At 73.1% G+C, this 11796-nt stretch carries 9 protein-coding genes and 2 pseudogenes; 7 read left to right on the top strand and 4 right to left on the bottom strand.

The features are described from left to right. Window positions 1-123: 123 nt before the first annotated feature. A pseudogene (locus ACF1CT_RS06560) lies at window positions 124-420 on the top strand (helix-turn-helix transcriptional regulator); the annotation flags it as partial. Between the two features lie 19 nt (window positions 421-439). Here the strand turns inward: ACF1CT_RS06560 and ACF1CT_RS06555 are convergent. Continuing rightward, window positions 440-1525 (bottom strand): ion transporter, encoded by a 1086-nt coding sequence (locus tag ACF1CT_RS06555; protein WP_391782626.1) that lies wholly within the window; start codon window positions 1523-1525, stop codon window positions 440-442. 312 nt (window positions 1526-1837) lie between these two features. On the opposite strand from ACF1CT_RS06555, the gene ACF1CT_RS06550 reads away from it, so the two are divergent. Together ACF1CT_RS06550 and ACF1CT_RS06545 are read left to right on the top strand one after the other, a co-directional pair. Continuing rightward, complete coding sequence (locus ACF1CT_RS06550) at window positions 1838-2635, top strand: VOC family protein (protein ID WP_391782625.1); 798 nt, start codon at window positions 1838-1840, stop codon at window positions 2633-2635. Window positions 2636-2890: 255 nt separating this feature from the next. Further along, a pseudogene (locus ACF1CT_RS06545) lies at window positions 2891-3517 on the top strand (phosphoribosyltransferase); the annotation flags it as partial. A 159-nt stretch (window positions 3518-3676) separates the two neighbouring features. Here the strand turns inward: ACF1CT_RS06545 and ACF1CT_RS06540 are convergent. Further along, the gene (locus tag ACF1CT_RS06540; RefSeq protein WP_391782624.1) at window positions 3677-5191 is read right to left on the bottom strand and encodes an alpha/beta hydrolase; all 1515 of its coding nucleotides are present in this window, start codon (window positions 5189-5191) and stop codon (window positions 3677-3679) included. Window positions 5192-5760: 569 nt separating this feature from the next. On the opposite strand from ACF1CT_RS06540, the gene ACF1CT_RS06535 reads away from it, so the two are divergent. Together ACF1CT_RS06535 and ACF1CT_RS06530 are read left to right on the top strand one after the other, a co-directional pair. Next, window positions 5761-6525, top strand: coding sequence for an SDR family oxidoreductase (locus tag ACF1CT_RS06535; RefSeq protein WP_391782623.1), 765 nt, complete (start codon window positions 5761-5763; stop codon window positions 6523-6525). A gap of 219 nt (window positions 6526-6744) precedes the next feature. Next, complete coding sequence (locus tag ACF1CT_RS06530) at window positions 6745-7593, top strand: GNAT family N-acetyltransferase (protein ID WP_391782622.1); 849 nt, start codon at window positions 6745-6747, stop codon at window positions 7591-7593. 76 nt (window positions 7594-7669) lie between these two features. Here the strand turns inward: ACF1CT_RS06530 and ACF1CT_RS06525 are convergent, their stop codons facing one another. Both ACF1CT_RS06525 and ACF1CT_RS06520 read right to left on the bottom strand, forming a co-directional pair. After that, window positions 7670-7942, bottom strand: a complete 273-nt coding sequence (locus ACF1CT_RS06525) for a DUF1876 domain-containing protein (RefSeq protein WP_391782621.1) — start codon at window positions 7940-7942, stop codon at window positions 7670-7672. An 87-nt stretch (window positions 7943-8029) separates the two neighbouring features. Continuing rightward, window positions 8030-8806 carry a serine aminopeptidase domain-containing protein gene (locus tag ACF1CT_RS06520; RefSeq protein WP_391782620.1) on the bottom strand — a complete coding sequence of 259 codons (777 nt, stop codon included), beginning with the start codon at window positions 8804-8806 and terminating at the stop codon, window positions 8030-8032. Between the two features lie 536 nt (window positions 8807-9342). On the opposite strand from ACF1CT_RS06520, the gene ACF1CT_RS06515 reads away from it, so the two are divergent. Continuing rightward, window positions 9343-9852, top strand: coding sequence for an NfeD family protein (locus ACF1CT_RS06515; RefSeq protein WP_391782619.1), 510 nt, complete (start codon window positions 9343-9345; stop codon window positions 9850-9852). 144 nt (window positions 9853-9996) lie between these two features. Then, window positions 9997-11430 (top strand): flotillin family protein, encoded by a 1434-nt coding sequence (locus tag ACF1CT_RS06510; protein WP_391782618.1) that lies wholly within the window; start codon window positions 9997-9999, stop codon window positions 11428-11430. Window positions 11431-11796 lie beyond the last annotated feature (366 nt).

The following is an 11796-nucleotide window of genomic DNA, read 5'->3' as shown; positions in this document are numbered from 1 at the left end:
CCACCGTCGGCGCGCCGGGGGGGCGGGGGGGGGGGGGCGGGGGGCCCCCGCCCCCCCCCGCCCCCCCCCGCCCCCCCCCGGCCCCCCCCCCCCGGGGGGGGGGGCCCCCCCCCCCCCCCCCCCCCCCCCCCGACCCGGGCCCTGATCAACCGGTACCTCGCCCTGCCCGAGGGCAGGGTCGCCGCGCCCGGGGTCCTGGACGCCCTGACGGCCCGCGAGCGGGAGGTCATGGCGCAGGCCGCCGAGGGTCTGTCGAACGACGAGATCGCCGAGCGGATGCATGTCAGCCCGCTGACCGTGCGCACCCACGTCGGGCGGGCGATGACGAAGCTGGGGGCACGGCACCGCGCCCAACTCGTCGCCATGGCCTACCAGTCGGGTCTGGTGCGGGTGAATCCGCCGGAGCCGGGCGACGGCTGAGGGGCGTACCGGACACGCCCTACGGCGCGGGTACGGGTGCGGGTGCGGGTTCCGCGACCGTGACGAGTCGTTCCTCGCCGACGCCCCCGCAGGCGCAGGCGTGCCCGGTCCGCGCGAGGTTCGCCTCGATGCCGTCCAGGGCGCTTCGGGCAGCGGCGAGCTGGGCCCGCAGCACCGCCGTCGCCTCCACGACGTCGAGGGCATCCGTAGCGTCCACAGCACGCACAGCACGCACAGCACCCACGGCACCCACGATGTCCACCGCGCCGAGGGCTGTGGCGGGTCCGACGGTGCCGGTGCTCCCGCTGTCCTCCCGGGCGTCGCCGCCGTGCGCGGACGGTCGCTGCCCCGCCTCCTCCTGCTGATCACGTGTCCTCTCCAACTCGCGTGCCTCTTCCAGCGAGTTGATGACCACGCCGATGAGGAGATTGACGAGCAGGAACGAACCGAGGAGAACGAACGACGCGAAGTAGACGATCGCCCAGCGGGAGATCTCCAGCCCGGCACGGACCGCGTCCCCGAGACCGTCGAGGGTGATGAGGAGGAAGAGGCTGAGTGCCGCGCGGCCGAGCGAGCCGAAGTGCTCGGGGTTGTCCGCGGCGAAGAACACCCAGCCGACCATGGCGTAGACGTAGAGCAGGAGCGTGCCGACGAGCAGGAAGCTCAGCGTGCCGGGCAGGCTCTTGCCCACGGCCACGATCACGATGCGCAGTTGGGGCAGGAAGCGGGCGGCCCGCAGCACCCGGGCCAGCCGCAGCAGTCTCAGCACTGTGGCGTTCTCGCGGGCGAACGGCAGGAAGGCGAGCACGACGACGAGCACGTCGAACACGTTCCACGGGTCACGGAAGAAGTCCCCGGGCCGGTCGGCGTGGGCGGCGGCCCGCAACAGGATCTCGACGGTGAACGCGGCGAGGAAGACGTGCTCCGTCGTCTTGAGCGCGTCGTACCACTGCTGCACGGCACCGCTGTACGTCTCGACGCCCAGCAGCGCGGCGTTGGTCACGATGAGGCAGAACACGGCGCCGGTGAAGGCCGGGGAGTCCACGATCCCGCGGCTGCGCACGGCGATCGCACGCCGTAAAGGTGCGGCGACCTGGTCGGACATGGTGTGACGTGTCTCCTCGCAGACGTACGGTGCCCCCGCAGGCCGGCTCCGCTCACCGGCAGAAGTGGATCTTACGACCTGGGGAGCGACAGGGGGCGGGTGTCCCCGGCGCGCGCCACCGGGCCCGCGTGGCTAGCGTGGAACAGCGGACGAGTCGGAACGCACGGACACATCGAACGCACAGGGCATATCGAACACGCGGAACGCACGGACACATCGGGGACGCGCGTCGAACACACGCACCGGACACATCGGGGCGCGTGTCGAACGCACGCACCGGACGAGCCCGCCGAGCGCGAAGGAGTCGGAGCCATGGCTGTACAACCGGAGGGCGCGCCGTGCTGGGCCGACGCGATGTTCCCCGATCCCGAGGCCGCCAAGAGTTTCTACGGTGCCGTGCTGGGCTGGACGTTCGGCGGGGCGGCGGAGGAGTACGGCAATTACACACAGGCGTACGTCGACGGCAGGGCGGTCGCCGCCGTCGTGCCGCCGATGCCCGGCCAGGAGACTCCGGCGGCCTGGTGCCTGTACCTCGCCTCGCCGGACGCCGCCGCCACCGCCGCGAAGATCCGCGACAACGGCGGCGAGACGCTGATGGACCCGATGCGGGTCGGCGACTTCGGCACGATGCTGATGGCCCGCGACCCCTCCGGCGTCGTCTTCGGCGTGTGGCAGGCGGACTCCCACGAGGGATTCGGGGCCCAGGGTGTGCCCGGTGCGTACTGCTGGGCCGAGGTCTTCACCCGGGAGCCGGAGAGGGCCGATGCCTTCTTCTCCGCCGTCTTCCCCTACAGCATGATGCGGATGGCGGACGAACACGTCGACTTCCGGGTGTACAACCTCGGTGACAGGACGGTCCTGGGGCGGATGAGGATGGGCGACGACTTCCCGCCGGAGGTGCCGCCGCACGTGAACGTGTACTTCACCGTCGCGGACTGCGACGCGGCCGTGGCGAGGGCGACCGAGCGCGGCGCGGTCCTGCGGTTCGGCCCGATGAGCATGCCGTTCGGCCGGTTCGCGGCGCTGACGGACCCGCAGGGAGCGGCGTTCTCCGTGATCGACGTCGACACCACCGAGGGCGAGATGCCCAGGATGTCACCGGTGTCCTGACCCCGCCGGTGCTGTGCGACGCCCGGGGCCGGTCGGCGTCGGCGCCCGGGGCCGGTCGACGCGCGGGGCCGGTCGGCGCGCGGGGCCGCTCTCCGGCGGCTCCGTCCGAGTTGCGGAGTACGCCCGCATGGGGTTGTTTCGAAGGGGAGGCGGGCTCGGCACATGTGCGGCGCGGCGGGTACGGCAGGCGCCCGCGCGGGTCCCCGCTCCTCCGTCCGGTTCCCTGTCGGTCCCCTCGCCCGGGGGTGAGGCACTGTGCTGTTCGTCGACCGCGCGGACGCGGGCGAGCGATTGGCCGAGGCGCTGCGCCATCTGGAACGGGAGAACCCGGTCGTGCTGGGCCTGCCGCGCGGCGGGGTCCCGGTGGCCTTCCAGGTGGCACAGACGCTCGGCGGCCGGCTCGACGTGATCGTGGTCCGCAAACTCGGCGTGCCGCACCACGAGGAGGTGGCGTTCGGCGCCATCGGCGAGGGCGGGGTGCGGGTCCTCAACGACGATGTCGTCAGCCATCTGCGGGTCGGGAAACAGGATCTCGCGGCGGTCGAGCGGGTCGAGACGGCGGAGCTGGTCCGCCGTGCGCAGGCGTACCGGGCGGGCCGGGCGCCCACACCCGTCGAGGGCCGGACCGTGATCGTCGTGGACGACGGCGTCGCGACCGGCGCCACGGCCGAGGCCGCCTGTCGGGTGGTCCGGGCACGGGCCCCGGCACGTGTGGTCGCCGCCGTTCCGGTGGCCCCGGCCGACGCGGTCGCCCGGCTCCGGGGGTGCGCGGACGAGGTGGTGTGCCTGTCCGTGCCGCGTCTGTTCAGCGCCGTCGGGGAGTGGTACCGCGACTTCTCGCAGACCTCGGACGAGGAGGTCGTCGCCCTGCTGGCGCGGGCCGGGGACGGCGGGCACGTCACGCCCGGCACGGACTGAGGGCCCGGTCGCCCGCCCGGAACGGCGGCGGGTCGCTCGGCATTGCCTCCGGGTCGCTCGGCATTGCCTCCGGCAGGGGCGGGCCGCTCCCCCGCCGGAGGCCGTCGCACGGGTGCCGACCGGTCAGTTCGGGCAGAGCGTGTCGCGCTCCGGCCGGACCCCCGTCGTCAGGAAGGTGCTGACCGCGCGGTCCCCGCAGGCGTTGCCGTTGCCCAGGTAGACACCGTGCCCGCCGTGGTCGACCGCGACCATGCGGGCCCGGTCGCCGAAGGCCGCGCGCATCTTCAGCGCCCCGGAGTACGGGGTCGACGGATCGCGCAGGCCCTGGATCATGAGGATGTTGGACGGCCCCTCGTCGGTGATCCTGGTCGGCGGGTCGGCCGGGGCGTCCTTCCAGAAGGAGCAGGGAGTGATGTTCTGCGACACCCCGGCCGTGAGCGGGTGCGCGGCACGGTCCCCGGCCACGGCACGCGCCACGGCACGCCGGTACGCCGGGCTCGCGGCAGGCCAGCGGACGTCGTTGCAGACCACGGCGACCGTGACGGCGGCGTCCGGGTCCGGGAGCGGCTGGGCGAGCTGGGCGGGAAGGACCGGTTTCGCGGAGGCGTCCCCCGCCGCCCGCAGCAGAGTGGCCAACGGGGCGAAGGAGCTGTCGTCGTACAGCGCGTTCTGCAGCGCCTGCCGCAGCCGGTTGCCGGTCAGCGGCACACCGGGCGTGGTGGACTCCTTCGGCTCGCGGTCCAGTCGTGCGGCCAGCGCGAGCACCCACGGCCGTACGTCCTCGGCCCGTTCGGCGAGTCGCAGCCCCTCCGCCTCCCTGGCCGGGTCCGCGGCCCACCGCGCGAAGTCGGGGAACCGGTCGTCCGCGCCCACCGACATGTTCGCCAGCCAGCCGCGCGCGACCCGCGACGGCTCGGGGTCGCCGCTGCTGTCGAGCACCCAACGGTCGGTGCGAGCGGGGTACTTCTGGGCGTACACCGCGCCCACGTAGGTGCCGTACGAGCTTCCCCAGGCGGACAGCTTCTCCTCGCCCAGGGCCTGCCGGAAGCGCTCGATGTCCCGCACCTCGTTGGCCGTGGTGAGGCTGCGCAGCAGCGCCCCGCCGTTGCGGGCGCACGCCTCGGCGGTCCGCCGCGACCGCTCCACGTTCTCGGTGATCGAGCCGTCGGCGGCGGGCCAGGACCGGAGGTTCACCAGCTCCCTGTCCTGCGGCGCGAGTCCGCAGCTCGCCTTCGGACTGCCGCCGACGCCGCGCGGGTCGAGGCCCACGATGTCGTACCGGCCCTTCGTCTCCCGCAGCAGTTGTTCCCCCTTCTGGGTCACCCGCTGCACCCCGGACGAACCGGGGCCGCCGGCGATCACCAGCAGCGTCCCGCGCCGCGCCGAGGGGCGGTCGCTGCGCACCCGGGTCACCGCGAGCGAGATGCTCGGGCCGCCCGGGGACCGGTAGTCGAGCGGTACGGGCAGTTCGGCGCACTCCTGTGCGGCGGGTCCGTCCGCCCGGGCACAGGGCTTCCAGTCGAGTGCGGGTAAGGCGCTGTCGGCGTGGGCCGACGTGGTCGCGGCCCCGGTCAGGGTGGTGGCCGCGACGGCGGCGGAGAGGGCGGCGAACGTGAGGGTTCTGCGGTGGGTTGTCATGCGGCAAGCCTGGCCGCGACGGGCCCCTCGGCCCATCCGGCGGGCACGAGATCCCGGGGTGGGGCAATCCCCCTGCCGTACCTCGGGTTCGACGGCCGGGCCCGGCACCGACGGTCGGCGCCCCCTGCCACCGCAATGCGAGGCGATGGCAGGGGAACGCCGTTGAGGAGGAGCCGTCACCGGCGTCGGGCGATTCAACCCGTGGCACGCCGACAGCGGTCCGTCAGCCGCCGACCCTAGACAGCCGCGCGTTCCCCCACGGCGTACCACGCCAACGGTCGCGCCCGGCTCCACTCCAACGGCGGCCCCGCCCGGCGGGCCCGGGCCTCGGCCGTCACCCGGGCGGCGGTCGCTCCGTACAATCCGCGTACCGACCACAACACCACAGGCACAACCGACACCACAGGCACCACAGGCACCACAGACACCACAGGCACCGCCACCGCCACCGCCACCGCCACCGCCACCGCCACCATCGCCCCCGAAGCCACCACCGCGACCGTACGGACCGGGCCTGGCCGGGCCGGGGGCCGATCCGTGCGACCACCCCGAGAACGAGAGGTTCCCCCGTGGCCATCGACGACCCCGCCCCGCGGCTCCGCCCCGTCACCGTCGTCACCGGTGGCAGCCGGGGCATCGGTGCCGCGACCTGCGTCCGCCTGGCGTCCGACGGACACGACCTCGCACTGGGCTACGTCAGCGACACCGAGGCCGCCGAGCGAACCGCCGCCGCGGTCCGGGACGCCGGTGCGCGCTGTGTCACGGTGCGGGCGGACACCTCCGTGGAAGCCGATGTGGAACGACTCTTCGACATCGCCGCCGACCGGCTCGGCCCGGTCACCGGGCTGGTCAACAACGCCGGTGTGACCGGGCCTCTCGGACGGCTCGCCGACACCTCCACCGACACGCTGCGTCGCGTGCTCGACGTGAATCTGCTCGGTGTGCTGCTGTGCTGCCGCCGGGCCGCGAAGGACATGACGGCCACCGGGGCGGGCGCGATCGTCAACGTCTCCTCGGCAGCCGCCACCCTCGGCAGCCCGGGGGACTTCGTCCACTACGCGGCCACGAAGGCGGCGGCGGACGCCCTGACGGTCGGGCTGTCCAAGGAGCTGGGACCGGACGGCGTCCGGGTCAACGCTGTCGCTCCGGGGATGATCGACACCGACATGCACGCCACCGCGGGCGACCCGAACCGGGCACACACCGCCGCCGCCGGAATCCCGCTCGGCCGCCCGGGTGCGGCGCCGGAGATCGCTGCCGCCATCGCCTGGCTTCTGTCCGACGAGGCGTCCTACGTGACCGGAACGGTCCTGCGGGTCGCGGGCGGGCGGTGAACCGGCACCCGCACGGTGAGCAGTACGCGGACAATGAACAGCACGCACATGGTGGACGGCACACGCACGGTGGGCGGCACGCACCCCGTGAGCGGTACGCGAGCGCTCGCACCACGGCCGGAAACGGAAACCTTCCCGAGCACTCACCCGCCGGGGTGACGACGTACGGTGACGGAAAATGCGCCGTTGAGCCGATCACCGACGGGGTACAGGTGCCCCGTGCCGAACTTCGAGATCACCACCGCAAGCGCCCACGACCTCACGATGCTGGCCGAATGGGCCCACGAGGAGAGCTGGAACCCCGGACTGGCCGACCGTCATGCCTTCTTCGCCGCCGACCCGCGCGGCTTCCTCGTCGGCCGGCTCGACGGCACTCCGGTCTCCTGCGTCTCCGTGGTCCGCTACGAACCCGGCTTCGGGTTCCTCGGCTTCTATCTCACCCGGCCCGAACTGCGTGGCCGCGGCTACGGCCTCCGAACCTGGCAGGCGGGCATGGCACGGCTCCGGGGGCGCAACGTCGGACTCGACGGCGTGGTCGCCCAGCAGCACAACTACCGTAAATCCGGGTTCCGTTCCGTCTGGACCAACATGCGTTACCAGGGGCATCCCGCCGATGCCCCGGCCGCCCCGCCCGGCACCGTCCTCGTCGACGCCCGCGCCATCCCGTTCGACCGGCTCGCCGCCTACGACCGCCGCTTCTTCCCCGCGGACCGCGACAGCTTCCTCGCCCCGTGGGTCGCCGGCCCGGCCCACGTCCCGCTCGCCGCCGTCCGCGACGGGGAACTGCGGGGCCTCGCCGTGCGCCGTCCCTGCCGCACGGCATCGCGGATCGGCCCCGTGTACGCGGAGTCGCCGGAGGTGGCGGGCGCCCTGATCGGTGCCCTCGCCGCCGCGGATCCGGGCACGCCCGTGGCGGTCGACGTACCCGACGTCAACCCGGCGGCCGTGCGTCTCGTCGAACGACTCGGCCTCACCCCGTCGTTCGAGACAGCCCGCATGTACACCGGTCCCTCGCCGGACATCGACCACGGCGGGCTGTTCGGCATCACCAGCCTGGAACTGGGCTGACGTCCCCGGACCCCGTCGCGCTGCCCCATGGCCTGTCGGGTGACCTCCGACCGGGCGGAGGCCACCCGACCGGCTCTCAGGCCAGCGGGTGCGACGTCCGGCCGGACGCGTCGTCGATCTCGTCGTGTGCCTTCGTCAGCATCTTCATCGCCAGTTCGTTGAGCGCTCTGGCTCCCGCGATCTCCTCGCCGACTCTCGGCTGATCCTTGTCGGAGGGATGGCGGCTCGCGTATCCGTGGGCCCTCACCTCGTTGCCGTCCGGCAGTCTCACCAGGGCCGCGGCACGGGTGCGGTGGGTGTCCTCCTCGAATTCGAGATCCACATGCCAACCGACAGCTGTACGCGTCATCTCGATCACCTCCCTACCAGGGTGCGCCCGTTCCGGCACCTCTGCACCACGGAACGCCCGCGCTCACGGGATACGGCACCCGTTGCCTCACCTCCCGGCCGGATCATGCGCGGAGGCCGGGGACGAAGACGCCGGGGCGGCCGGGGACGGGGTGTGCGCGGGATCGAGACGGTCGAAGTCGAGTGTGCCCTGCGTCGCCGTGGCGGCCTGCGGAAGCCGGAACGCCGCCGCGATCTCCACGGGCAGCGGGCCCGCGCCCAGCAGCCCGGCGACGATCCGGGCCGTCAGCGTGTGCCAGGCCCCGGCACGGCGCAGCATCGCGTGGTCGCTGCCGCGGATCGCGACCAGACAGGCGCGGGCTCCGGCGCGGCGGGCGCGGCCGGTGAAGGACTGGGATTCCCTGGGGCTCGTGATCCGGTCGCGGGTGCTGTGGATCAGGATCACGTCACGGTCGGCGAGCTGGGCGACGGGGTCGTCCGCCGGGCACCAGGGAGCGAGGCCCACCACGCCGCGCACCAGCGGGTGTCCGGCGGCGCGCAGGGCGGCACGGGCGCCCATCGAGTGACCGAGCAGGACCACCGGAACCTCCCCGGCCTCGCGTCGCAGGGCGTCGAGGGCGTCCATCGCGTCGTGGAACGGGTCCTCTCGCGGACCGTTCCAGCCACGATGGGAGTAGCGGACGGAGCGGACCAGGACGTCGTCCCCGGCTCCCTCGTCCGGCGCCCCGGCGACGGCCCGGGCGAACGGCCGCATGCGCAGGGCGGGAAGGTTCAGCGGGCCGGGCGGGGGTGGCCCCAGTCCGGTCTCGCGTCCGCCGTGCAGCAGGAGCACGGCCGCGGACGGCGACGGCCGTCGTTCTGTCATAGGTCTCTCCTGCCTGACGCCCGGCGCGGAGACCGGATCGTGACGAGCGTGCCGCGCCGGGAGCGGCGGTGCGCGCCGGACGGTCCCGCCCGCATTGTCCGGCGCGCGACCCACCGTCGTCCACAGGGTGTGGACGGTCGCGGCCCGTGAACCACTCCCCGCACCCGCCCGACCACGGACACGACCCGAACCCGAACCCGACCCGAACCCGATCACGGACGCGACCGGAGCCGGAACGACGGCCACGACGGCCACGACGGCCACGATCCGAGCCGGAACGACGGACGCGACCTCGACCGCAACCGAAGCCCGCGCGCAGGCGTGAAGAAGGGTACGGACGGGCTCCCGTGCGCGGACCGCCCGCCCGGCGACCACCCGGCCCGTCCGGCAATGATCCGGCATCAAGGAGGCAGGAAAGATTTCCGGATCCCGGCAGTGTGCGCAGCCGTTCGCGTATGGGATCATCCAGCCAACTCGACGGAAATGTTCGGGGGAAACATGTTCGGGGGATTTCGGGGATCGGGAAGGGTGATCGCGTGACCTTGTTTCTCGGTCTCGGTATCGCGGGAATCGTCCTGCTCGTCCTGTCCCTGATCTTCGACGGCTTACTCGAAGGTCTCTTCGGGGGCGCCCTGGGCGGATTCTTCGACGGCCTGCTGTCCCTCCCGGTCATCGCCGGATTCCTCTCGATGCTCGGCTTCGGAGGTGCGATCGTGCTCGGCACCACCGGGCTCGGCACGGTCGCCGCGATCGTCGCCGGCGGCCTGGCCGGAATCGTCGCGGCAGGGCTGACCTGGAAGTTCAGCAAAGTCCTGATGCGGGACCAGACCGACTCCACACCACGCGGCGACGACCTGGTCGGCACGTCCGGCTCGGTCGTCACGGCCATCCCGGCCAACGGCTACGGCGAGGTCCTGCTGCGTCTCGGGGGCCAGCCGGTGAAGTTGGCCGCGAAGAGTCCGGTGCCGGTCGAACGCGGCGCCGAGATCTGGGTGGAGGCCGCGCTGTCGACCACCTCGGTCACGGTCCGCCCCGTCGAGCGCTGACCGCCGACCCACACACCCGCGGTGCGCCGTGCCGTACCGCCCGACCGATATACCCGTGGTGCGCCGCACCGGACCGCACCGGACCGCGCGTACCGCCCGACTCGAACTGCCGTCCCCCTCGGGGAGGGCAGGGGGGACATGTCCATGAGCCCAGTCGTGATCTCGATCATCGGAGTCGTCGTACTCCTGGTGTTCCTCGCTCTCGCCGTCATCACCCGCTACAAGGTCGCCGGGCCCAGCGAGGCGTTCATCATCACCGGACGCCGAGGCAAGAAGTCGACGGACCCGGTGACCGGCCGCACCAGCATCGACAACAGCGGCCAGAAGGTCGTCGTCGGCGGCGGGGTCTTCGTGGTCCCGTTCGTCCAGCAGAAGTTCACCCTGGACCTGTCCAGCCGGCACATTCCGGTGGCCGTGCGCGGCGCCGTGACCCTGCGCGGTGTGAAGTCCAACCTCGACGGCGTCGCGATCGTCAAGGTGGGCGGCAGCGAGGAGACGATCCGTGCCGCGGCCCAGCGCTTCCTCCAGCAGCAGGACGGCATCGTCCGCTTCACCCAGGAAGTGCTCTCCGGCGCGCTGCGCGCCATCGTCGGCCGGATGTCGGTCGAGGACATCATCCGCGACCGGGCGGCGTTCGCCAGCCAGGTCGCCGAGGAGGCCGAGGCCAGCCTCTCCGGCCAGGGCCTGATCCTGGACGCCTTCCAGATCCAGGACATCACCACCGAGGGCTCGTACCTGGAGGACCTCGGTCGCCCGGAGGCCGCGCGCGCCAAGCAGGAGGCGGACATCGCCGAGGCGGTCGCCCGGCGTGCGGCCGAGCAGGCCCGGCTCAAGGCGGAGGAGGAGATCGCGGTCGCGCAGCGGACCCTCTACCTGAAGCAGGCCGAGATCAAGGCGCAGACGGACGAGGCCGCCGCCCAGGCCAACGCGGCGGGCCCGCTCGCCGACGCCGCCCGCCAGCAGGACATCCTCGCCGAGCAGGAGAAGGTGGCGGCGCGGCAGGCCGCGCTGACCGACCGCCAGCTCGACACCCAGGTCCGCAAGCCCGCCGACGCCGCCCGCTACCAGGCCGAGCAGGAGGCGGAGGCCCGCCGTATCGCCCAGGTCAAGGAGGCCGAGGCGGACGCCGAGCGCGCGCGGCTGACCGGTCAGGGCGAGAAGCTGCACCGTTCGGCCCTCGCCGACGCCGTGCGCATCGAGGGCGAGGCGGAGGCCGCGGCCATCGCGGCACGGGGTGCGGCCGAGGCCGAGGCCATGCAGAAGAAGGCGGACGCCTTCGACCGGTACGGCGACGCGGCCGTGCTCCAGATGCTGGTGGAGGTCCTGCCGAACGTCGTCGCCAAGGCGTCGGAGCCGCTGAGCGCCATCGACAAGATGACCGTGATCTCCACGGACGGCGCGAGCCAGTTGTCGCGCACGGTCACCGACAACGTCGCCCAGGGCATGGAACTCCTCAACTCCGCCACGGGGGTCGACCTCGCCGCGCTGCTGAAGAACCTCAAGGGCGGCAAGACCGCTCCCGCTCCCGCACCGGAGCCCGGTCCTGCCCCCGAGGGCAGGATCGAGATCAGCGACTGACTCATCGCATCGGTACCGACGTGTGCCCGGCCGGTCATGCACCGCCCGGGCACACTCGTGTCCGGTCCCGGTCCCGGTCCCGGTCCCGGTCTCCGAGGCCGCCCCGCGCCGTCAGCGGCTGCGCGCCCTCCGCCACGACGACAGTGCCGTCGTGGCGAGAGCCCTCCCGGTCCCCATGGCCGCGCGGAGAAGGCAGCGGTGTCAGTCGCCCGGCCTACGCTGCACTGCAAGGCCGACGCCCGAAGGCTCGGCCACTGCCGTCATTCGCTGCGGAGACCGCGTGTGAAAACAGTCGCGAAGGAAAGCCGCTCGCCCCTGTTGCCCGCCGAACGACACAGTGCGCCACTCCCGCCGGGCCGGCATTGC

The sequence above is a fragment of the Streptomyces sp. NPDC014734 genome (assembly GCF_043083325.1).
GTDB lineage: Bacteria > Actinomycetota > Actinomycetes > Streptomycetales > Streptomycetaceae > Streptomyces.
The sequence above is the reverse complement of the archived record's forward strand: the minus strand, read 5'-3'. Positions and strand labels throughout refer to the sequence as shown.

Bases quoted from the DNA above. Each gene is read 5' to 3' on its own strand.
- ACF1CT_RS06555 (WP_391782626.1), bottom strand. From the start codon at position 1,525: ATGTCCGACCAGGTCGCCGCACCTTTACGGCGTGCGATCGCCGTGCGC.
- ACF1CT_RS06550 (WP_391782625.1), top strand. From the start codon at position 1,838: ATGGCTGTACAACCGGAGGGCGCGCCGTGCTGGGCCGACGCGATGTTC.
- ACF1CT_RS06540 (WP_391782624.1), bottom strand. From the start codon at position 5,191: ATGACAACCCACCGCAGAACCCTCACGTTCGCCGCCCTCTCCGCCGCC.
- ACF1CT_RS06525 (WP_391782621.1), bottom strand. From the start codon at position 7,942: ATGACGCGTACAGCTGTCGGTTGGCATGTGGATCTCGAATTCGAGGAG.
- ACF1CT_RS06520 (WP_391782620.1), bottom strand. From the start codon at position 8,806: ATGACAGAACGACGGCCGTCGCCGTCCGCGGCCGTGCTCCTGCTGCAC.
- ACF1CT_RS06510 (WP_391782618.1), top strand. From the start codon at position 9,997: ATGAGCCCAGTCGTGATCTCGATCATCGGAGTCGTCGTACTCCTGGTG.